Origin of the sequence: Achromobacter deleyi (genome assembly GCF_016127315.1) — a bacterium.
Lineage (GTDB): Bacteria > Pseudomonadota > Gammaproteobacteria > Burkholderiales > Burkholderiaceae_B > Achromobacter > Achromobacter insuavis_A.
In genome coordinates this window covers 5306384-5326419 of record NZ_CP065997.1, presented here as the reverse complement: position 1 = coordinate 5326419, position 20036 = coordinate 5306384, and the positions used below count along the sequence as shown (strand labels likewise).

20 protein-coding genes are annotated in these 20036 nt (G+C 69.5%); 11 read left to right on the top strand and 9 right to left on the bottom strand.

Annotated features, from left to right (window positions below; all coding sequences use genetic code 11):
- Positions 1 to 2 precede the first annotated feature (2 nt).
- The 5 genes from I6I07_RS23970 to I6I07_RS23950 form a co-directional block, all read right to left on the bottom strand.
- Positions 3 to 938: an ABC transporter permease gene (locus I6I07_RS23970; protein WP_198484008.1), complete on the bottom strand. Its 936-nt coding sequence runs from the start codon at positions 936 to 938 to the stop codon at positions 3 to 5.
- Between the two features lie 106 nt (positions 939 to 1044).
- Positions 1045 to 2622: an ABC transporter substrate-binding protein gene (locus tag I6I07_RS23965; protein WP_198484007.1), complete on the bottom strand. Its 1578-nt coding sequence runs from the start codon at positions 2620 to 2622 to the stop codon at positions 1045 to 1047.
- Positions 2623 to 2671: 49 nt separating this feature from the next.
- Positions 2672 to 4117 (bottom strand): M81 family metallopeptidase, encoded by a 1446-nt coding sequence (locus I6I07_RS23960; RefSeq protein WP_198484006.1) that lies wholly within the window; start codon positions 4115 to 4117, stop codon positions 2672 to 2674.
- 116 nt (positions 4118 to 4233) lie between these two features.
- Positions 4234 to 4605, bottom strand: coding sequence for a RidA family protein (locus tag I6I07_RS23955; RefSeq protein WP_061071255.1), 372 nt, complete (start codon positions 4603 to 4605; stop codon positions 4234 to 4236).
- A gap of 13 nt (positions 4606 to 4618) precedes the next feature.
- The gene (locus tag I6I07_RS23950; RefSeq protein ID WP_198484005.1) at positions 4619 to 5761 is read right to left on the bottom strand and encodes an NAD(P)/FAD-dependent oxidoreductase; all 1143 of its coding nucleotides are present in this window, start codon (positions 5759 to 5761) and stop codon (positions 4619 to 4621) included.
- Between the two features lie 119 nt (positions 5762 to 5880).
- On the opposite strand from I6I07_RS23950, the gene I6I07_RS23945 reads away from it, so the two are divergent.
- Positions 5881 to 6228, top strand: coding sequence for a hypothetical protein (locus tag I6I07_RS23945; RefSeq protein WP_198484004.1), 348 nt, complete (start codon positions 5881 to 5883; stop codon positions 6226 to 6228).
- 113 nt (positions 6229 to 6341) lie between these two features.
- Here the strand turns inward: I6I07_RS23945 and I6I07_RS23940 are convergent, their stop codons facing one another.
- Positions 6342 to 7076 (bottom strand): GntR family transcriptional regulator, encoded by a 735-nt coding sequence (locus I6I07_RS23940; protein ID WP_198484003.1) that lies wholly within the window; start codon positions 7074 to 7076, stop codon positions 6342 to 6344.
- A 219-nt stretch (positions 7077 to 7295) separates the two neighbouring features.
- Between I6I07_RS23940 and I6I07_RS23935 the strand changes: the two genes are divergently transcribed.
- The 10 genes from I6I07_RS23935 to I6I07_RS23890 all read left to right on the top strand — a co-directional run bounded on the left by I6I07_RS23935 (position 7296) and on the right by I6I07_RS23890 (position 16044).
- Positions 7296 to 8147, top strand: a complete 852-nt coding sequence (locus I6I07_RS23935; RefSeq protein WP_198484002.1) for a fumarylacetoacetate hydrolase family protein — start codon at positions 7296 to 7298, stop codon at positions 8145 to 8147.
- Positions 8148 to 8163: 16 nt separating this feature from the next.
- A complete protein-coding gene (locus tag I6I07_RS23930) occupies positions 8164 to 9162 on the top strand; it encodes an ornithine cyclodeaminase family protein (RefSeq protein WP_198484001.1) in 999 nt (332 codons plus the stop codon).
- 67 nt (positions 9163 to 9229) lie between these two features.
- Positions 9230 to 10330 carry a cupin domain-containing protein gene (locus I6I07_RS23925; RefSeq protein ID WP_198484000.1) on the top strand — a complete coding sequence of 367 codons (1101 nt, stop codon included), beginning with the start codon at positions 9230 to 9232 and terminating at the stop codon, positions 10328 to 10330.
- Positions 10331 to 10358: 28 nt separating this feature from the next.
- Positions 10359 to 10850 carry an aromatic-ring-hydroxylating dioxygenase subunit beta gene (locus I6I07_RS23920; protein ID WP_198483999.1) on the top strand — a complete coding sequence of 164 codons (492 nt, stop codon included), beginning with the start codon at positions 10359 to 10361 and terminating at the stop codon, positions 10848 to 10850.
- 22 nt (positions 10851 to 10872) lie between these two features.
- A complete protein-coding gene (locus tag I6I07_RS23915) occupies positions 10873 to 12141 on the top strand; it encodes an aromatic ring-hydroxylating dioxygenase subunit alpha (RefSeq protein ID WP_198483998.1) in 1269 nt (422 codons plus the stop codon).
- A gap of 2 nt (positions 12142 to 12143) precedes the next feature.
- A complete protein-coding gene (locus tag I6I07_RS23910) occupies positions 12144 to 12464 on the top strand; it encodes a non-heme iron oxygenase ferredoxin subunit (protein WP_035361513.1) in 321 nt (106 codons plus the stop codon).
- Complete coding sequence (locus I6I07_RS23905) at positions 12461 to 13687, top strand: NAD(P)/FAD-dependent oxidoreductase (RefSeq protein ID WP_198483997.1); 1227 nt, start codon at positions 12461 to 12463, stop codon at positions 13685 to 13687. Before I6I07_RS23910 ends, I6I07_RS23905 begins: the two co-directional genes overlap by 4 nt.
- Positions 13688 to 13705: 18 nt before the next feature.
- Positions 13706 to 14113: a nuclear transport factor 2 family protein gene (locus tag I6I07_RS23900; protein ID WP_232625711.1), complete on the top strand. Its 408-nt coding sequence runs from the start codon at positions 13706 to 13708 to the stop codon at positions 14111 to 14113.
- 49 nt (positions 14114 to 14162) lie between these two features.
- A complete protein-coding gene (gene hpaH / locus I6I07_RS23895; RefSeq protein ID WP_198483996.1) occupies positions 14163 to 14963 on the top strand; it encodes a 2-oxo-hept-4-ene-1,7-dioate hydratase in 801 nt (266 codons plus the stop codon).
- A 100-nt stretch (positions 14964 to 15063) separates the two neighbouring features.
- Positions 15064 to 16044, top strand: a complete 981-nt coding sequence (locus tag I6I07_RS23890) for a Bug family tripartite tricarboxylate transporter substrate binding protein (protein WP_198483995.1) — start codon at positions 15064 to 15066, stop codon at positions 16042 to 16044.
- A gap of 53 nt (positions 16045 to 16097) precedes the next feature.
- Here the strand turns inward: I6I07_RS23890 and I6I07_RS23885 are convergent, their stop codons facing one another.
- The 3 genes from I6I07_RS23885 to I6I07_RS23875 all read right to left on the bottom strand — a co-directional run bounded on the left by I6I07_RS23885 (position 16098) and on the right by I6I07_RS23875 (position 19880).
- Positions 16098 to 17591 carry a PLP-dependent aminotransferase family protein gene (locus I6I07_RS23885; RefSeq protein WP_198483994.1) on the bottom strand — a complete coding sequence of 498 codons (1494 nt, stop codon included), beginning with the start codon at positions 17589 to 17591 and terminating at the stop codon, positions 16098 to 16100.
- Between the two features lie 63 nt (positions 17592 to 17654).
- Positions 17655 to 18857 (bottom strand): trans-sulfuration enzyme family protein, encoded by a 1203-nt coding sequence (locus I6I07_RS23880; RefSeq protein WP_198483993.1) that lies wholly within the window; start codon positions 18855 to 18857, stop codon positions 17655 to 17657.
- A 36-nt stretch (positions 18858 to 18893) separates the two neighbouring features.
- Positions 18894 to 19880 carry an amino acid ABC transporter substrate-binding protein gene (locus I6I07_RS23875; RefSeq protein ID WP_061071242.1) on the bottom strand — a complete coding sequence of 329 codons (987 nt, stop codon included), beginning with the start codon at positions 19878 to 19880 and terminating at the stop codon, positions 18894 to 18896.
- Positions 19881 to 20036 lie beyond the last annotated feature (156 nt).

Genomic DNA, 20036 nt, shown 5'->3' with positions numbered 1-20036 from the left:
CTTCAATAGCGGATGCGCGGATCGAACAGGCGGTAGCTCAGGTCGACCAGCAGGTTGATCAGCACGTAGATGCCCGAGGCCACCAGCAGCACGCCCTGGATCACGGGATAGTCGTGGCGCAGCACGGCGTCGATGGTCAGGCGGCCCAGGCCGGGGATGGCGAACACGGTTTCCGTGACCACCACGCCGCCGATCAGCAGCGCCACGCCCACGCCGATGGTGGTGACGATGGGGTTGGCGGCGTTCTTGAGCGCATGCCAGACGATCGGGCCGGCCGCCAGGCCCTTGGCGCGGGCGGTGCGGATGTAGTCTTCCGACAGCGCCTCCAGCATGGTGGCGCGGGTCATGCGGGTCAGCAGGGCCATGTACACCAGCCCCAACGATAGACAGGGCAGCACCAGGTGGCGCAGGTACGGCACCAGGCCCTCGGCCAGCGGCTTGTAGCCCTGCACCGGCAGCCAGCCCAGCTTGATGGAAAAGCCGTACACCAGGCTGTAGCCGATCAGAAACACCGGCACCGAGAACGCACAGACCGCGCCGATCATCACCAGGCGGTCCAGCCACTTGCCGGCGTTCCAGGCCGCCAGCACGCCCAGCGGCAGCGCCGCCAGCACGGCGAACAGCATGGTGAAGATGGCGATCGACAGGGTCGGCCCCATGCGCTGGCCGATCAATTGCGCCACCGGCATCTGGGTGGCGATCGAGGTGCCCAGGTCGCCGGTGGCCAGATGCCCGACCCAGATGCCGAACTGCAGCAGCAGCGGCTTGTCCAGGCCCAGGTTCTGGCGGATCTTCTCGACGTCCTCGGTGGTGGCGTTGTCGCCCGCGATCACCGCCGCCGGATCGCCCGGCGACAGATGGATCAACAGGAACACCACGACCGCGACCACGGCCATGACGGGAATGACGGCCGCGATGCGGCGCAGGATGAATTTCACGCTGGGTTTCCCCCCGACCGGGCGCGGCGCGCGCGGAGCGCTTGGCGGCGGCCTGATTGTCCGGGAGCGGGGCGCGCGTGCCGGGCACGCGCGGCCCCGCGCCGCATCATGGTTTTTCGACGTTCCACATCACGGGGATGCCGGTCTTCATCAGCTCCGTGTGCGACAGCCCGCGGATGGCCGACACCGGCTTGAATTCCCCCCACATCACGTAAGGCACCGACTCGTAGGCGCGGGCCTGCAGCTTGGCCGCGATGTCCTTGCGCTTGGCGGCGTCGGGCTCCTGGATCCACTGGGTGCGCAGCGCGTCCAGTTCCTTGTCGCAGGGCCAGCCGGGCAGGCTGTTGCCGCAGGCGGCCGACAGCCAGGGGTTGGTCAGCGGCGTGCTGGCGTCGTAATAGCCGCCCCAGGTCAGGAACAGGCTCCAGCCGCCTTGCTCGGGCGGATCCTTCTTCAGGCGGCGCGCCGCCAGCGAGGCCCAGTCCATGGATTGCAGGTCGACCTTGAGGCCGGCCTTCTTCATGTTCTGCGTCAACACCATGACGGCGGGCGCGCTGATGTGGTCGGTCGGGTAGAGCACCACGATCTTCTCGCCCTTGTAGCCGGCCTCCTGCAGCAGCTGCTTGGCGCGCGCCAGGTCGGGCTTGGCGTAGGGCGCCGCGCCGGCGTCGGTGGCCAGCGGCGAGCCGCAGATGTACAGCGTGGCGCAGTAGTCGACGCGGTACTTTTCCGGGTAGCCGATGGCCGCCAGCATTTCCTTCTGGCTGAACAGGTAATACAGGGCCTGGCGCGCCTGCGGCTTGTCGAACGGCGGATGCAGCGCGTTGACGATGGCCATGCCCTGGGTCGCGACCGAGGTGTTCAGGGTAATGGCGGGGTTGGTCTCCAGCACCGGCAGGAAGTCGGGCGTGGTCTGCTCGATCATGTCGACTTCGCCGTTCATCAGCGCGGCGGTGGCCGTGTTGCCGTCGGGAATGTAGATCCATTCGATGCGGTCGACCTTGGCGACCTTGCCGCCGGCCAGGCCGTCGGCCGGTTCGTTGCGCGGCACGTAGGCCGGGTTCTTGACGTAGACGACCTTGTTGCCCGGCACCCACTCATCGCGCTTGAACAGGAACGGGCCGGAGCCGACCATCTCGGTGACCGGCGTATTCGGATCCGTCATCGCCAGGCGCTTGGGCATGATGAAGGGCGGCATGCCGGACGGCTTGGCGAGCGCGTCCAGCACCAGGCCGAATGGCTGCTTGAGCGTCAGCGAGAAGCTGTCGGGACCCGTGGCGGCCAGTTCGGCGCCAGCGGCCATCAAGGCCTGGCCCATCGTGTCCTTCTTGGCCCAGCGCTGCAGCGAGGCGATGCAGTCCTCGGCGGTGACCGGGGTGCCGTCGTTGAACTTCAGCCCGGGACGCAGCTTGAAGGTCCAGGCCATGCCGTCGGGCGAGGCGGTCCAGCTTTCCACCATCTGCGGCTTGGGCTGGCCCTGGCTGTCCTGCGCGAACAGCGTGTCGAACACCATGTAGCCGTGGTTGCGGGTGATATAGGCGGTATTGAACAGCGGGTCCAGCGTCTTCAGGTCCGCGTGCGGCACCATCCGCAGCGTCTTGGTCTGGGCCTGGGCCGGCTGGCCCGCGGCCAGGCCGCAGGCCAGCAGGGCGGCGGCGCCCAGCAGGCTGAATCGTTTCATCATGGTCATCCCCTTGTTTTTTCCGGTTGCCTGCTTGGGCAATGGTTGGATATCAGCCCTTGAAGGGCCATTTCGGCAACTTGCGCTTGGTGAACGGCAGCGCGTTGTAGTCCTGCGTGATGGCGCCGGGCGTCTCGACGTAGATGACGTGGCGGCCGATCTTCGAGTACGAGGCGTAGAAGTGCTGCGACGACTTCGGGATGACCAGCTTCATCGCGCCCAGATCGACGCCGAACTGCGTGAACAGGTCGGTGTCCATGGCCTGGGTACGGTTGGTGGTCATGACGATGGTCACGCCCTGGCTGCGCACCACGGCGACGTCGCCCAGCAGCGCGGGGGTGCCGGCCAGGCCGGTCATGATGGCGTCGCGCTTGAGCGCGACGATCTCACAGGCCAGGTCCAGCGGCTGGCCCGACACCGGCGCCACCTTGCCGCCGATGCGCAGCTTGATCTGCGCGCCGTCGCCGGCCTCGAAACACAGCTGCACCGCCACCGGGTCCCAGAACGGGCCGATCGCGACGTCCTGGATGCTGCGCGCCAGCACGCGTTCCAGGATGAAGGTCGCATCGCTGGGCGCGCCGCCGCCGGCATTGTCGGCAGAGTCGGCCAGCACCACCGGGAAGTCGGCCAGCGCCAGCGCCTGGTCCAGCGCCTCGTCGGCGCCCGGGTAGGGCGGCGCCAGCTGGTCGCGGAAACCGATGATCTCTTCGCCCAGCGCGCGCGCCAGGCGTTCGGCCTGGCCGGCGTCGCCGTCGGTGTAGACCAGCACCTTGGAGCCCATGTCGGGCGTGTCGCCCCAGGGGAAGCCGTGCGCGATCGACACCGACAGCACGCCTTCCTTGCCTTCCATCGCCAGCAGGCGGTCGACGAAGCTGCGCATCGGCTCGCGGCTGGTGTGCATGATGGAGATCATTTCGCAGTCGAAGACCGCGCGCGTCGGCTTGATGCGGCCTTCGGCGCGCGCCACGCACAAGTCGACCAGGTCGTAGGCGCGGTCCAGGATGTCGGTGTGCGGATATTCCTTGAAGCACACCAGGAAATCGGCGCTGTTCACCATGGCGTCGGTCAGGTGGCAGTGCGGATCCAGTTCGGCGCCGATCACCGTGTCCGGGCCGACGATCTCGCGCGCCCGGCGCAGCAGGTCGCCTTCGCAATCGTCATAGCCGTCGGCCACCATGGCGCCGTGCAGGCCGAACAGCGCGATGTCGACCTTGCCGGCGCGGCGCAGGTCTTCCAGCAGTTCGTCGCGCAGGGTTTCATAGGCATGGCGGGTGGTCAGGCCGGCCGGGGTCGCGCCCGCCGTCATGCCCTCGACCAGGGTCCAGTCCTTGCCCTGGGCGCGCTGGCGCGCGGCCCACAGCGGCCCGGAGAACATCTGCATGCGGTCCGGGTGCTGGCCCGCCGGATAGTAGCCCCGCGACCGATAGGCCGACAGGCCGGTCGGAATGGGGGAGAAGGTGTTGGTCTCGGTCGCCAGGGACCCGGAAAAAATCTTCATGCGATCGCTCCGTTCTGAATGGTTGTCCGTTCGTCTGTTCGCGTCCGGGACTCCGTGCCGACGCTTCAGTCCTGCCCGCTTCTGTCTTGTCTGCTTGGGGCCTGCCCGCTTGGGTTCTACCCGATATACGCCTGCACTTCGATCTCGACGTCGACGTTCAGCGCCAGCGCCGACGCCACCGTCGAACGCACCGGTAGCGCCGCGCCGAAGAATTCCTTGTAGACCTCGTTGAAGCCGGCGAAATGGCTCATGTCCGACAGCCACACGGTGGCCTTGACCACCTGGTCCAGGCGCGCGCCGCCGGCCGCCAGGCTTTCGACGATGCGCTCGCAGGCGGCGCGGGTCTGGGTCTGGATGTCGCCGCGCACCACCTCACCCGCGGCGCTCATCGGCACCTGGCCCGACAGGAACAGGAAGCCGCCGGCCTTCACGGCGCGCGAGAACGGGAACGGCAGGCTGCTGGGCAGGCGCTGGATGGCTTGGCTCATGGAAAGGCTCCTATCAGGAAGGGGAGAAACGGGCTGGCGACAGGCGCGCGGGGTCGACGCCCTGCGCGGTCAGGGCGGCGTTCAGCGGCAGGTCGAGCAGCAGGTCGGCGGCCAGGCGCGAGACGCCGGCGGCCGACTGGATGCCGTAGCCGCCCTGGGCCGCCAGCCAGAAGAAGGCGGGCGTGGCCGGGTCCCAGCCGATCACGAAATCGCCATCGGCCACGAACGAGCGCAGCCCGGCCCAGGTGTGGCGCGGACGGCGGATGGTCAGCGAGGTGGCCGATTCGATGCGGTAGATGCCGGTGGCCACGTCCAGTTCCTCCGGCACCACGTCGTGCGCCGGCACCGGATCGGCATTGGCGGGCGAACCCAGCAACTGGCCGGCGTCGGGCTTGAAATAGAAGCTCTCGTCCACCCCGACCACGGCCGGCCAGTGGGCGAAGTCGATATCGTCCGGCCCGGTGAAGGTGAAGGCGGTGCGGCGGCATGGCTGCAGGCCCACCGGCCGCACGCCGCACAGCTCGGCGGTATGGTCGGCCCAGGCGCCGGCGGCATTCACCAGCACCCGTGCCCGCAGCGAATCGCCGCCGGCCAGCGTCAGCGTCCAGGCCCCGTCCTCATGGCGGGCCGTCACCACCTCGGCGTGGTTGCGCAGCACCGCGCCCTGGCGCGTCATGCCGCGCAGGAAGCCCTGGTGCAGCGCATGTACGTCGATGTCGCGGGCGTCCGGCTCTTCGATGGCGCCGCACAACTGGTCCGGACGCAGGCACGGCACCCGCGCCATTGCCTGCTCGGCGTCGATCAGCGTGACGTTGGGCGACTGGCTGCGGAAATCGTCATAGACCTCGCGCAGCAGGTCCTGCTGGCCGGGCGCGGCGATGTACAGCACGCCGCGCGGGCTCAGCAGGGGATGCTCGCAGAAACCCTGCGGCGGATGTTCGTAGAAATCGCGGCTGGCGCGCGTCAGCGCCTTGATCTGGGCGGTGCCGTAGGTCTCCATGAACATGGCGGCGGAACGGCCGGTGGAGTGGTAGCCGGGCTGCGCCTCGCGCTCCAGCACCACCACGGAGGCGGCCGCGCTCAGGCGGTAGGCCACGGAGGCGCCGGCGATGCCGGCGCCGATGACGGCGTAATCGTAGGTTGTGTCTGCGGCCATTTTGTCGGAAGCGAGAATTCTCTTATTTGATAATTCTCGAATACGATAGTTGTTTGAACCGGAGCGGGTAATAGGGGTTGTCCCGATGGCCGATCGCGCGGCCGCGTAAAATCGCGGCCATGCTTCCCACTCAAGTCATCGTTGCGCTGCTCGTGCTGCAGCTTGCCCTGGTCGTTCCGCTGGTCGCCGTCGTGATCCAGTTGCTGCGTTGGTGCCACTGGTATTTCCGGGCCGATCCGCAGACCCGCGGCGACCGTCCGCATTTCACCGGCCCGGCGCTGGCGCTGCTGTTCAGCGCGCTGGCCGCCAGCGACTTCATCGGCTACGAGCCGTTTCCCACGCTGTCGCGCCTGAATCCCGTGCCGCTCGAGGCGCGCGCCTACTTCACGGTGGCGATGCTGGCGCTGGCGGTGTGGTGCTGGGCCTACGCCGGCGCCATCCGCGAGCGCGTGCGCCGGCTGTTCTGAACGCAGCCTGGCCTGGCGGCCGCATCGGGCCGCCGTTCGGATGCGTGGCCCCGGCCCATGTCAGGCACGTGGGCAGGCTCTAGGCCTCGCGTTTTCAAATCGGTGGCCCGGTCCTAGGCCGCCGCGCTGTCGGCCGGCTGCGCCAGCCCCGCCACGCCCCCCCGCAGGGATTCCAGCAGCACGCGCTTGTTCTCGCGGCTGCGGTAGGCGTGTTCGCGCATCAGGTTCTCGGCGCGCGCGGCCTCGCGGCGCGTGATCGCCCGCAGCAGGTCCTCGTGATCCGATTGCGCCCGTAGCACGAACGGCGTCTCCAGCTGCGACGGCGTGGATGGCAGCGTCAGCGCGGCCGGGCCGGCCAGCGGCGTCTTGTTGTTGTGTTCCAGCGCCGACAGCAGGGCGCGGTTGCCGGCCGCTTCGCACAGGATCTCGTGGAAGCGGCGGTTGATCTGCCCCCAGGCGCGCGCATCCACTGTGGCCTTGGGGTCGCGCCGCGCCGGCGCCAGCAGGGCGCGGCCTTCCTCCACCGCCTGCGACAACTGTTCCAGCACGTCGGCGCTGGCGCCGCGCTCGGCCAGCAGCCGCGCCGCCATGCCTTCCAGCACGCCACGCACTTCCACCGCGTCGCCGATCTCGTCGACGGTGAACGCCCGCACGCGAAAGCCACGCGAGGGCAGCCGTTCCAGCAGGCCTTCCTTTTCCAACTCGGTCAGCGCGATGCGCAGCGGCGTGCGCGACACGCCCAGGCGCGCCGAGAACTGCAGTTCCACTACGCGTTCGCCGGGTTGCAGGGCGCCGGAAAGCACCATGTCCCGGAGTTCGGAAATCACTTTGTCGATCTGAGCGGCCATGGCGGAGCGTCGGCGGGAGCGGGTCTGAAAGGGGCCTCCAGTGTACCTACAAAATTGCATGCAATCGCGCATAAAAAAAACAATACGACCTTGCGATTTATCAAAATTGCATGCAATAATTCGGAAAAACAGCGGTCAAGGCACTTAAAAGCCACTGAATGCATGCAATGCGTCACTCAATTGCATGCCAGAAGGACCGCCCACAGGACAGGAGACAAGATGAAGCTGATCAGCTTCGAATCCGCGGGCCAGCCGGCCTGGGGCGTGCTGCGCGACGCCGAAGTCGTGCCGTTGACGCGGTACTGGCCCGACCTGGCCACCGCCCTGGCGGCGGGCGTGGCCGAGATCGCGCAAGCGGCCGCGCGCCACGACGGCCCCCGCATTGCGCTGGCCGGCCTGCAATGGCTGCCGCCGGTGCCGGCGCCGCGCAAGATCCTCTGCGTCGGCCTGAACTACGGCCGCCACGTGGCCGAGGCCGGCCGCGAGCTGCCGCGCCATCCCTCGCTGTTCGCCCGCTACCCCGACAGTTTCGTCGGGCACGGCGCGCCGGTCTGGAAGCCGCGCGCCTCCGACCGCTTCGACTACGAAGGCGAACTGGCCGTGGTGATCGGCCGGGCAGGGCGCCACATCGCGGCGCGGGACGCCCTGGCCCACGTGGCCGGCTACACCTGTATGGCCGAGAACTCGGTGCGTGACTTCCAGAAGCACAACGCCCAGGTCACGCCTGGCAAGAACTTCGAGCGCAGCGGCGCGATCGGCCCCTGGCTGGTCACCGCCGACGAGATCGGCGACCCCGCGGGCCTGCGGATCGAGACGCGCCTGAACGGCGAGACCGTGCAGCAGGGCGAACTGGCCGACCTGATCTTCCCGATTCCCGAACTGATTGCCTACATCAGCGCCTTCACGCCGCTGGCGCCCGGCGACGTGATCGCCACCGGCACGCCGGAAGGCGTCGGTTCCAGCCGCCAGCCGCCGCGCTTCCTGGCGGTCGGCGACACGCTGGAGATCGAAGTGCCGGGCGTCGGCACGCTGCGCAACACGGTGGCGGATGAACCCGTCCACCCCCACTGACACGAAGGACACAGGCATGACCGAGGCATTGCGGTATCTCACCGAAAAAGACGTGGTGGCGGCGTTGACCATCCCGCGCGCCATCGACGCGCTGCAGCGCATGCTGGTGGCGCAGGCGAAGGAGGGCGCGCGCAACGTGCCCAAGGCGCTGGCCACCTGGGGCGACGGCAGCTCGATGCATGCATTGGGCTCGGTGCAGCCCGGCCCTGGCGGCTACGCCGGATTCAAGACCTGGGTCCACACCAAGGCGGGCGGCGGGTCGCTGTTCAGCCTGTTCGACGCCGACACCGGTCGGTTGCGGGCAGTGATCGAGGCGCGCGCGCTGGGCATGCTGCGCACGGCCGCCATCAGCGGCGTGGCCACCCGGGCCCTGGCGCCCGAGGCCGCCGCGCGGGCCGCGCTGATCGGCACCGGGCCGCAGGCGGTGACGCAACTGGCGGCGCTGGCCGCGGTGCGCAAGCTGCAACGCGTGCGGATCTACAGCCCGACCCCGGAAAAACGCCGCGCCTTCGTCGAGGCCGTGGCCGGCAAGTACGCCTTCGCCATCGAGGAATCGCCCACGCTGGAACACGCGCTGGCCGGCGCCGAGATCGTGACGCTGATCACGCGCGCCGTCGAGCCGTTCGTCGACGCGGCGCTGCTGGCCGATTGCCGCCACCTGAACGCGGTGGGCGCGATCCTGCCGGCCAAGGCCGAATTCGCCCAGGACGTGTTCGAGCGCGCCGACCGCGTGGTGGTCGACGACCTGGAAAACGCCCGGCGCGGCTCGCGCGAATTGCGCGAGCGCTATGGCGCGGACGGCGCGCCCTGGGACGGCGTGGCGGTGCTGGGCGAGCTGCTGGCGCGCGGCGAGACGCGCGCGGCGGACGCGCGGCTGACGCTGTTCAAGGGCATGGGCATGGGCCTGTCGGACCTGGCGATGGCGCAGGTGGCGTACGAACACGCCCGCGACCACGGCCTGGGCGTCGCCTTGCCGCCGCAGACCCGCGAGAACCTGCTGCTGGCGCAGCCCTGATTTCAATCACCCCCTTCAAATCATCATGACGCCGGCGCGAAACCGCCGCCGGCCACAGGAGACAGACATGTTCATCGACGTCAGCGGGGCGGCGCCCCGCGAGCAGAACAAATGGCCATCGATCGTGATCCCCAAGGAGGAGATCGACCTGGAGATCGCCCGCCTGATCGACGCGCCGCGCCCCGCCAACGGCCGCCGCGCTTCGCTCATCGCGCATCCGCAGGCGACCGCGCCCGGCCTGGGCCTGGCCCCCGGCACGGACGTCACCATCAACGTCGTCAACCCGGGCGAACGCACCTTCAACCTGCGCAAGAACTCCAACATGCTGGAGATCTGTATCAGCGGGGAGGGCGTGGCCACGGTGGCCGGCCGCGACATCCCGGTGGGCCGCTGGGACGTGTGGAACACGCCGGCGATGCAGGTGCATTCGTACCGCAATGAAGGCAAGACGCCCTGGGTGCGGCTGTCGTACTCCAACGCGCCGCTGCTGGAGAAGCTGGAGATCCATTATGTCGAGGAGTTCGAGGGCGACGTGCCGCCGGCCGACGCCAACACCCGGCCGGCGCCCAGCCGCTCGCCCGAGGCGGCGCGGGCCCGCGACCTGGCGCTGCGCGAGCAGATCACGCCGGAAGGCGCCTGGCTGATGGGCTACGAGTGGCTGATCGACATCGACGTGCTCGAATCCAAGGCGCTGCACTGGCCCTGGGCGGCCGTCTCGCGCCACCTGCCGAGCGTCGAGGACATGGCGCGCGGCTACAACGGCCGCCGCCTGTTCGTGCTGTACAACCCGGCCACCGAGCGCCGCATCGGCACCACCCACAGCTTCTTCGCCACGATCTCGTCGTCGCCGCCGGACAACCACCACGTGCCGCATCGCCACAGCTCGTCGGCCATCAACTACTACCTGCGCGGCAACGGCTACAGCAAGGTCAACGGCGTGCGGCTGGACTGGAAGGCCGGCGACCTGATCCTGTCGGCGCCCGGCTGGGCCATGCATTCGCATCACTCGGGCACCGAGACCACCTCGGCCCTGACGGTGCAGGACCACCCCTTGCAGATCGCCATGGAATCGCTGATCTGGCAGGAGCGCATGCAGGAGCCGATCCTGGCGCTCGGCAGCCAGAGCGGCTTCGAAAGCAACCTGGCGCAACTGGCCGCCGCGTCCTGAGCGCGCCCGCCGCATCCCGGAAAATCCCATGACCCAGATCCAATTGCCCGACGACACCTCGCTGCGCGCCCGCCTGCGTGACTTCCACGATGACTACGCCTATTGCCTGGACGAAGACCGGCTGGAGGAGTGGCCCGACTTCTTCACCGAGGACTGCCACTACCGCGTGCTGTCGCGCGAGAACCACGACGCCGGCCTGCCGCTCGGCCTGATCTATTGCATGAACAAGAACATGCTGCGCGACCGCGTCACCGCGCTGCGCGAAACCACCATGTTCGAGCCGCGTTCGCTGCGCCACTTCATCAGCGGCGTGCGCGTCATCGAGGCGCAGGGCGATCGCATCGTGGCCCAGGCCAACTTCGCCGTGATGGAGTCGCTGTCCGACCGCGAGCCCACGCTGAACATGGTGGGCCGCTACCTGGACGAACTGCGCCTGACGCCGCAAGGGCTGGCGCTGACCCGCCGCGACTGCGTCTACGACAACTACCGCGTGCGCACCTCGCTCATCGTTCCCCTCTGATCCCGCTGCCAGGAAACCCGCCATGACCTGTTCCGATTCCGCCGTGCTGGACGCTCCCGCCGCGGCCCCCATCCATCTCGAGCGCCGCTGGCCCAAGGAGGGCTACACGCGCATTCCCAACTGGGTCTACACCGATCCGGCCATCTTCCAGAAGGAAATGGACGTGTTCTTCGGCGGCCGCACCTGGAACTACGTCGGCCTGGAGTGCGAAGTGCCCGAGACCGGCTGCTACAAGCGCAACTGGATCGGCAACCGCCCGGTCGTCATGGTGCGCACCGAAAGCGGCGAGATCAACGTGCTGGAGAACCGCTGCGCCCACCGCGGCGCGCAGATCTGCTGGCAGAACACCGGGCAGGTGACCGACTTCACCTGCCCGTACCACCAGTGGAACTACGACCTGGACGGCAACCTGCAGGGCGTGCCGTTCCGCCGCGGCGCCATGGGCAAGGGCGGCATGCCGCGCGATTTCGATCCGAAGCAGAACGGCATCCGCAAACTGCGCAGCGTCAATCGCGGCGGCTCGATCTGGGCGACGTTCGCCGACGATGCGCCCAGTTTCGAGGAATACTGCGGCGCCGAGGTGCTGGCCGAGATCGACCACATGCTGCCGGGCAAGAAGCTCAAGCTGCTGGGCTACAGCCGCCAGCTGATCCCCAGCAACTGGAAGATGTACCTGGAGAACCTGAAGGATCCGTACCACGCTACCTTGCTGCATACCTTCTACATCACCTTCGGCCTGTGGCGCGCGGATTCGAAGTCCGAGTGCATTCCCACCGGCGGCGGCGCGCACAGCGTGATGGTGTCGCACAACGAGGGCAAGAAGAAGACCGAGGCCACCAGCGAAATGAGCCGCTTCCGCGACGACCTGGAGCTGCTCGACCTGGAAACCGTGACCCCGCGCGCCGAATTCAACCGCGGCCGGGTCGGCGGCGCCTGGGTCTTTCCCGCCGCCCAGTTCGGCATCCAGGCCAATTCGCTCAAGACCCGCCACGTGATCCCGCGCAGCCCGACCGAGCACGAACTGGTGTTCACCTACTACGGCTACGAGGACGACGACGAGGAAATGACCCGCCTGCGCCTGAAGCACGCCAACCTGCTGGGGCCGGCCGGCTTCGTCTCGATGGACGACAGCGAGATGCTGAACCAGGTGCAGATCGGCGTCACCGGCTATCCCGAGGCGCGCGGCATCGTCGAGATGGGCGGCCGCGACACCGAGCCGGCCGACTACATGGTGACCGAGGTGCTGATCCGCTCGTTCTACGACTACTACCGCAACGCGATGGGGCTGTGATCATGGACACCTGGATTCCGGTCGCCCAGGTGGGCGACATTTCCCCCGACACCGGCACGCTGCGCGTCGCGCTGGAGGGCGAAGCGGTCTGCCTGTACGACCTGCAGGGCGAGATCTGCGCCACCCAGGACCGCTGCCCGCACGGCAACGCCAGCCTGGCCGACGGCTATATGGAAGACGGCACCATCGAATGCCCGTTGCACCAGGGCGTGTTCGACATCCGCAGCGGCAAGCCGCAATGCCCGCCGGTCACCACCGACCTGCGGCGCTACGCGGTGCGGGTCGAGGCCGGCACCATCTACCTGAGCCCGGAGGCGGCGTGAGCGCGGGCGCCATCGTCATCGTCGGCGCGGGGCAGGCGGGCGGCTGGGCCGCGGCGACGTTGCGCGGCCACGGCTACGCCGGCCGCATCGTGCTGCTGGGCGACGAGCCGCACGCGCCCTACGAGCGTCCGCCCTTGAGCAAGGCGGTGCTGGGCGGCCAGGCCGCGCCCGAAAGCACCGAGCTGTTCTCGCGCGAAAAGCTGGCCGAGCTGGACATCACGTTCCGGCCCGGCGTCGCGGCAACCCGGCTGTGGCCCGAGCGCCATCAGGTCGAGACTTCCGATGGCGCCGTGCTCGACTACGGCAAGCTGATCCTGTGCACCGGCGGCCGGCCCATCGTGCCGGCCTTGCCCGGCGCCGACGGCCGCGCCGTCCATGTGCTGCGGACCCGCGACGATGCCTTGCGCCTGCGCGCCCGCCTGGGCCCCGGCCGTCGCATCGTCATCGCCGGCGGCGGCTGGATCGGCCTGGAAGTGGCCGCCACCGCGCGCCAGGCGGGCTGCGCCACCACGGTGCTGGAGCAGGCGTCGCGCCTGTGCGCCCGCAGCGTGCCGCCCGGCGTCTCGGCCCACCTGGCGGCGCTGCACGCCGCGCAAGGGGTGACGCTGCGCCTGAATGCCAGCCTGCGCGCGGTGCATGCGCGGCCCGAGGGCGGCTGCGTGGCCGAGCTGGCCGACGGCGGCCGCCTGGAGGCCGACGCGGTGGTGTTGGGGGTCGGCATGCAGGCCAACGACGCCCTGGCGCGCGAGGCCGGCATCGCCTGCGAACGCGGCGTGCTGGTCGACGAATACTGCCGCACCTCGGCGCCGGACGTCCTGGCGGCGGGCGACGTGGCGGTGGCGGCGCCCGCCGGCGGCGGCCCCATCCGCCTCGAATCCTGGCAGAACGCGCAGGACCAGGGCGCGGCGGCGGCGCTGTCGGCGCTGGATGCCGGCCAGCCGTACCTGCCCAGCGGCGCGGTCTGGTCGGAACAATACGACGCCATGGTGCAGATCGCCGGTTTTCCGGCGCGGGCCGAATGTGAAGTGCTGCGGCCCCAGGCGGATGCGCGGGCGCTGCTGTCGGTGGCGCTGGACGAGGGCGGCCGCGTCGTCGGCGCCGTGGCGGTGAACGCGGCGCGCGACCTGCGCCAGCTGCGCCAATGGATCGCCCAGGGCACCCAGGTGGACCCGGCGCAACTGGCGCGTGCCGACGCGCCGCTGTCCAGCGCCCGGATCGGCTGAACCATGATGGAGAACCGAATGCAGACCGAACACGTCAAGGCCGCCTGCGAGGCGGTCGTGCTGGCCTTCTTCCATGCGCTGGATACCCGGCGCCACAAGGCCGCCGCCGCGCTGATGGCGCCGGACGGCACCTGGCTGCGCCAGGGCCAGTTGCTGACCGGGCCGCGCGAAGTGCTGGCGGCTCTCGAGGCGCGCCCGCCGCAGCGCACCACCTGTCATGTCATCACCAACCTGCGTGTGCTCGAACACAGTGGCTCGCAGGCCGCGGTGGGCTATTTCCTGACCGCCTACGACAGCGATCCGCAGGTGCAGGGCGGGGCGCCGCGCCTGGTCGCCATCCGCGACTGCCAGGACCGGCTGAGCGCCAGCGGCCAGGACTGGCTGCTGGCGGAAAAGCGCAGCCGGCGCCATCTGCCGCCCGAATGACATTGCCGAAACCCTGCCGGAAAATCCCATGACACCCCAAGGAAATCCCATGGATGCCGCGACCATCAAGAGGCTGGCCCAGCGACTGGACCAGGCGGAAAGCAGCCGTACCCAGGTGCGCCAGCTGTCGCTGGAACATCCCGACATCACCATCGCCGACGCCTACGCCATCCAGCGCGAGTGGGTGGCGGCCAAGATCGCCGGCGGCCGCCGGCTGGTCGGCCACAAGATCGGCCTGACCTCGCGCGCCATGCAGCTGTCGTCGCAGATCGACGAGCCGGATTACGGCGCCTTGCTGGACGACATGCTGTTCGAGGACGGCGCCGAGATCCCCCGCGACCGCTTCATCGTGCCGCGCGTCGAGGTCGAGCTGGCCTTCATCCTGGAGCGCCGCCTCGAGGGCCCCGGCGTGACGCTGTTCGACGTGCTGGACGCGGTGCGCTACGTGATCCCCGCGCTCGAGATCATCGACGCGCGTTCGCACCAGATCGACCCCGACAGCAAGCGGCCGCGCAAGGTCTTCGACACCATCGCCGACAACGCCGCCAACGCCGGCGTGGTGATGGGCGGCCGGCCGGTGCGCGTTGACGCGGTCGACCTGCGCTGGGTCGGCGCGATGATGTCGCGCAACGCGGTGATCGAGGAGACCGGCCTGGCGGCCGGCGTGCTCAATCATCCCGCCAACGGCGTGGTGTGGCTGGCCAACAAGCTGGCCGGCTACGACGTGGCGCTCGAGCCCGGCCAGATCATCCTGAGCGGTTCGTTCACGCGGCCCGTGTTCGCCCAGCAGGGCGACACGTTCCACGTGGACTATGGCCCGCTTGGCGCGGTCAGCTGCCGCTTTGTGTGACCCGGCCGGCCGGAGACCGCCCCAGACCCATTTTTCATTCCGCGCGCCCGATACACCAAAACCAGCGGACGCGCGTCCCGCACCCCCAAGGAGACAAACCATGACCCCCTTCAAGACCTCGATCCGCCTGGCGGCCGCGTGCCTGTCACTGGCGGCCGGCCCGGCCCTGGCGCAAGGCGCCGACTGGCCCACCCACGCCATCACGCTGGTCGTCCCGTTCGCCGCCGGCGGCGGTGGCGACACGCTGGCGCGACTGGTGGCCGAACCGTTGTCGCGCGAGCTCGGCCAGTCCATCATCGTCGAGAACCGCCCGGGCGCGGGCGGCAACATCGGCACCTCCATCGCCGCGCGCGCCAACCCTGACGGCTACACGCTGTCCTATGGCACCAACGGCACCCAGGCCACCAACCACTGGCTGTACAAGTCGCCCGGCTATGCGCCAGGCGACTTCGAGCCGATCTCGCGCTTCACCGTGATCGCCGCGGCGCTGGTGGTCAACGCCACAGACGACCGCTTCAAGTCGCTGGCGCAGCTGCTGGACTACGCCAAGTCGCACCCGGGCGAACTGACCTGTGGCTCGGCCGGCAACGGCACCTCGTCGCACCTGGCCTGTGAGCTGCTGAACCAGATGGCCGGCGTCAAGATCATGCACATTCCCTACAAGGGCGGCAGCGCGGCGATGACGGACCTGCTGGGCGGCCGTATCTCGCTGCTGATCGACGTGATGCCGAACGTGTCGGGTCAGGTCGCGGCGGGCAAGCTGCGGGCCCTGGGCGTCACCACGCCGCAGCGGGTAGGCTCGAATCCGGATATCCCGACCATGAGCGAGGCCGGCGTCAAGGGCTACGAGTTCTTTGCCTGGGACGGGCTGTATGCGCCCAAGGGCACGCCGACCGCCATCCTGGACAAGCTCAACGCCGCCGTGGGCCGCGCGCTGGCGCGTCCCGAAGTCAAGCAGGCGCTGGAATCGCGCGGCGCGATCCCGTCGCCGACCACGCGCCAGTCGCTGGCCGAGTTCGGCGCCGAGGAATACACCCGGCTGGGCAAGGTCGTGAAGACGGCGGGCGCGGCGATCGACTGAACCCGGCTCGCCGTGGCGGCCCGGCAACGCGCCGCCGCGGCAAGCCGCGGCCGTCAGTCTCGCGGGCGCGCAGCGTCGCGGATCAGCCTGGCCAGGCGTTGCGCGGCCAGGGTCATCCTGTCGACCGGATAGCCGCCGAAACCGAGGATCAGGCCGGACCGGCGCAGGCCGCCTTGCTCGCCGTAGGTGACCGACAGCGGCCGCACCGCGACGCCCGCGTCGGCGGCGCGGCGCGCCAGGGCGACGTCGTCGATGGCCGCACGCAGCCACACCAGCAGGTGCACGCCCTGGTCGATCGGCTGGACCTGGGCCAGTTCCGCCGGCAGGTGCGTGCGCAGCAAATCGATCAACGCCAGCCGGCTGTCGGAATAGGCCTGGCGGATGCGCCGCACGTGGCGGTCGAGCAGGCCCTCGGCGATGAACGCGGCCAGCACGTGCTGGTCGGCGGTGGGCGGATGCCGGTCCAGCGTGATGCGGGCTCCAAGGAATGCCGCCACCAGATCGGCTGGCGCGATCAGGTAGCCGATGCGCAGCGACGGGAACAGGATCTTGCTGAACGTGCCCAGGTAGATCACCTGACGGCCGCCCATGCCCTGCAGGGCGGGGTAGGGGTGGCCGGCATAGCGCAGTTCGCTGTCGTAGTCGTCCTCGACGATCCAGGCATTGCGGGCGCGGGCCCAGGCCAGCAGGGCCTCGCGGCGCGCCATGCTCATCGGCATGCCGAGCGGGTACTGGTGCGACGGCGTCACGAACGCGACGCGGGCATGCGGCGCGCGCCGCACGCCTTCCTCCACGCGCAGGCCCTCGGCATCCACCGGCACCCGCACGATGCGGCTGGCGCGGCCGCCGCCTTCCAGCAGCGCGGTCAGGCCGACGTAGGCCGGATCCTCGACCCAGGCCTGGTCGTTCTCTCCCAGCAGCACGGCGCTGGCCAGGTGCAGGCCCTGCTGCGTGCCGGCGGTGATGACGACCTGGTCCGCCTCGCAGGCGACCGAGCGGGCCTTGCGCACGTAGTCGGCAATGGCGGCGCGCAAAGGCCGCAGCCCTTGCGGATCGGCATAGCCGGCGGGCGCGGCGGCACGGCTGGCGCGCACGCGGTTGCTGAGCTTGCGCCAGGAGTCGTCGGGCGCGACCGGCCCGGTTGGCACCGAAATGGCGAAGGGCGCGGCCGGCAAGGGATACAGCGCCGCGGCGACGGCGGCGTAGCGCGCGGCGGCGGCCGGCAGCGGTCGCACGAAACCGGCGGCGCCCGCGGATGCGGCGGGCGGATCCGCGGGCGGCGGCCGCGCCACCGTCGTGCCCGCGCCGGCCTTCGACGCCAGCCAGCCTTCGGCCACCAGCAGCTCGAAGGCCTCGACCACGGTGCCGCGCGCCACCTTCAGCGCTGCCGCCAGATGGCGGGTGGCAGGCAGCGGATCGCCCGGCCGCAGCGCGCCGCCGCGGATGGCGTCGCGCAGCTGTTGCGCCAGTTGCTGGCCGAGCCGCCCCGCGCCCCGGTCAAGGGGCGCGAGGACGGGAAGTTCGATGCGGTTTGCGGTGCGGGGCATGGATGGGTCGGACGATGGCTGCCACTGCCGATATTACCGGCCGCGGGGCCGGCCGGACCAGGGTCATGCCAGGGCCTGGCGCAGATCGTCGATCAGGTCGCGGGCGTCCTCCAGCCCGACCGACAGGCGCACCAGTTCCGGCGTCACGCCGGGACTCAGCCGCAATCCCGGGCTGACCCGTTGCCTTGCGCGGATCATGCCGGCCGTGTGGTAGATCAGCGAATCGGTGTCGCCCAGGCTGATGCCGCGCGAGATGACGCGCAGCCGGTCCATCAGGGGCGCCACGCCGTCGAATCCGGCCTTGAGTTCGAACGACACCATGCCGCTGCCCGCCGACATCTGCCGCCGCGCGATCTCGCGGTCCGGAAAATCCGCCAGGAAGGGGTAGGTGACCTTGGCCACCGCCGGATGTTCCCGCAGCATCTCCGCCACGGCCAAGGCGTTGTCGCTGTGTTGCCGCATGCGCAGCGCCAGCGTCTTCAGGCCGCGCAGCACCAGGAAACACGACATGGGCGATGGCGTCGCGCCGGTCAGGTACTTGGTGCCCGCCGCGCGGATCGCCTCGATCGTCTCGCGGTCGCCGATGACGGCGCCGCCCAGCACGTCGCCATGGCCGTTCAGGTATTTGGTCAGCGAATGGATGACCAGGTCCGCACCCAGTTCCAGCGGTCGTTGCAGCGCCGGCGAGGCGAAAGTCGAATCGACGATCACGCGCGCGCCGACCTGCTGCGCGGCGGCGCTGATGCGGGCAATGTCCAGCACCTCGGCGGACGGATTGATCGGAGTCTCGAAATACACCAGCCGGGTCGACGGCCCGATGGCGGCCGCGGTGCCTTGCGGCGTGCTCAGGTCGCCACGCACCACCTTGATGCCGAAGCGCGGCAGGCCTTCGTTCATCAGCGCGCTGGCGGTGTTGTAGATGGTGTGGTGCACCGCGATCTCGTCCCCGGCCGACAGCAAGGTCAGCAGGGTCGAGGCGATCGCGCCCATCCCCGACGCCGTGACGAGCGCGGCCTGTCCGCCTTCCAGCGCCGCCAGCCGCGTTTCCAGCAGCTGCTGGGTGGGGTTCTGCTGGCGGCCGTAGACGCAGCGGTCGCTGTCGCCGGAAAACACCGCCTCGAAATCGGCGGTCGACTCGAACGCGTAGGTCGAGGTCATGAAGACCGGCGGGGTCACCGCGCCCTGGTGGTTGGCGGGATCGTAGCCGTGGTGGATGGCCCGGGTCGCGAAATGGAGCCCGGGGCGGGCGTTGCGTGCTTCTTTCATGCGGATTCCTCGGCGTGGCGGCGGGTGGGGGAAAATTCAGCGCAATGGCCAGCCGTACATCAGGCCGCCATGGGTATAGAGGGCGTTCATGCCGCGCTCGAGTTTGAGCGCGCTCTGCATGCCCAGGGTGCGTTCGTAGATCTCGCCGTAGTTCCCGAGCTGCTTGATGATCTGGTACGCCCACTTGTCGTCCACGCCCAGGTTCTTGCCCAGGCCCGGCGTCACGCCAAGGATGCGCTGGATGTTGGGGTTGGCGCTCTTGAGCTGCTGGTCCACGTTCTGCTGCGTGATGCCGTATTCCTCGGCCTCGAGCAGTGCGTTCAGGGTCCAGCGGACCGTGTTGAACCACTGCTCGTCGCCTTGCCGGACCATGGGTCCGAGCGGTTCCTTGGACAAGGGCTCCGGCAGGATGGCCAGGTCGGCCTCGCCGAGGTTGCGGCGGGTCGCGGCCAGCATCGACTTGTCGGCGGTGATGGCGTCGCAGCGGCCGGCGGCGAAGCTGCGCAGGATCTCGTCGAAGCGCTCCAGCACCACCGGCTTGAAGTCCAGCCCGTTGCCGCGGAACCAGTCGGCCAGGTTCAGCTCCGTGGTGGTGCCGGGCAGCACGCAGACCGTGGCCCCGCCCAGTTCGCGGGCGCTCTTGACGCCGAGCGCGGTATGGACCATCAGCCCCTGGCTGTCGTAATAGTTGATGCCCGCGCCGATCAGGCCCAGCGTCGTGTCGCGCGTCATGGTCTGGGTGGTGTTGCGCGTCAGCACGTCGACCTCGCCCGATTGCAGCGCGGTGAAACGAGCCTGGGTGGTCAGCGGCACGATCTTGGCCTTGGTGGCGTCGCCGAACATCGTCGCCGCGAGGGCGCGGCAGGTGTCGACGTCAATGCCTTGCCAGATGCCCTTGCTGTCGGTGTAGGCGAAGCCGGGCAGGTCGGTGGTGACGCCGCACTGCACGAAGCCGCGCTTCTTGACGGTGTCGAAGGTGGCGCCGGCGTGGGCCGCATGGGCGCTGAACAGGGCCAGGCCCATGGCGCCAAGGATTCGTGGAATGTTCACTGCGTGCTCTCCCAGGATAGGCGGCGCGGCGGCAGGGGCCGGCGTCGTCGGACGCAATGTGTCTTTCAGGACACTTTGTGTACATGAGGGAAAACACCGTTTCGCCAGCCGCCCTCGCGCCGGGGCCGG

What these genes read in the sequence shown, in the direction of transcription:
- I6I07_RS23965 (WP_198484007.1), bottom strand. Translation starts at nt 2,622, where the DNA reads ATGATGAAACGATTCAGCCTGCTGGGCGCCGCCGCCCTGCTGGCCTGC.
- I6I07_RS23960 (WP_198484006.1), bottom strand. Translation starts at nt 4,117, where the DNA reads ATGAAGATTTTTTCCGGGTCCCTGGCGACCGAGACCAACACCTTCTCC.
- I6I07_RS23955 (WP_061071255.1), bottom strand. Translation starts at nt 4,605, where the DNA reads ATGAGCCAAGCCATCCAGCGCCTGCCCAGCAGCCTGCCGTTCCCGTTC.
- I6I07_RS23950 (WP_198484005.1), bottom strand. Translation starts at nt 5,761, where the DNA reads ATGGCCGCAGACACAACCTACGATTACGCCGTCATCGGCGCCGGCATC.
- I6I07_RS23945 (WP_198484004.1), top strand. Translation starts at nt 5,881, where the DNA reads ATGCTTCCCACTCAAGTCATCGTTGCGCTGCTCGTGCTGCAGCTTGCC.
- I6I07_RS23940 (WP_198484003.1), bottom strand. Translation starts at nt 7,076, where the DNA reads ATGGCCGCTCAGATCGACAAAGTGATTTCCGAACTCCGGGACATGGTG.
- I6I07_RS23935 (WP_198484002.1), top strand. Translation starts at nt 7,296, where the DNA reads ATGAAGCTGATCAGCTTCGAATCCGCGGGCCAGCCGGCCTGGGGCGTG.
- I6I07_RS23930 (WP_198484001.1), top strand. Translation starts at nt 8,164, where the DNA reads ATGACCGAGGCATTGCGGTATCTCACCGAAAAAGACGTGGTGGCGGCG.
- I6I07_RS23925 (WP_198484000.1), top strand. Translation starts at nt 9,230, where the DNA reads ATGTTCATCGACGTCAGCGGGGCGGCGCCCCGCGAGCAGAACAAATGG.
- I6I07_RS23920 (WP_198483999.1), top strand. Translation starts at nt 10,359, where the DNA reads ATGACCCAGATCCAATTGCCCGACGACACCTCGCTGCGCGCCCGCCTG.
- I6I07_RS23915 (WP_198483998.1), top strand. Translation starts at nt 10,873, where the DNA reads ATGACCTGTTCCGATTCCGCCGTGCTGGACGCTCCCGCCGCGGCCCCC.
- I6I07_RS23910 (WP_035361513.1), top strand. Translation starts at nt 12,144, where the DNA reads ATGGACACCTGGATTCCGGTCGCCCAGGTGGGCGACATTTCCCCCGAC.
- I6I07_RS23900 (WP_232625711.1), top strand. Translation starts at nt 13,706, where the DNA reads ATGCAGACCGAACACGTCAAGGCCGCCTGCGAGGCGGTCGTGCTGGCC.
- hpaH (WP_198483996.1), top strand. Translation starts at nt 14,163, where the DNA reads ATGGATGCCGCGACCATCAAGAGGCTGGCCCAGCGACTGGACCAGGCG.
- I6I07_RS23890 (WP_198483995.1), top strand. Translation starts at nt 15,064, where the DNA reads ATGACCCCCTTCAAGACCTCGATCCGCCTGGCGGCCGCGTGCCTGTCA.
- I6I07_RS23885 (WP_198483994.1), bottom strand. Translation starts at nt 17,591, where the DNA reads ATGCCCCGCACCGCAAACCGCATCGAACTTCCCGTCCTCGCGCCCCTT.
- I6I07_RS23880 (WP_198483993.1), bottom strand. Translation starts at nt 18,857, where the DNA reads ATGAAAGAAGCACGCAACGCCCGCCCCGGGCTCCATTTCGCGACCCGG.
- I6I07_RS23875 (WP_061071242.1), bottom strand. Translation starts at nt 19,880, where the DNA reads ATGGGCCTGGCCCTGTTCAGCGCCCATGCGGCCCACGCCGGCGCCACC.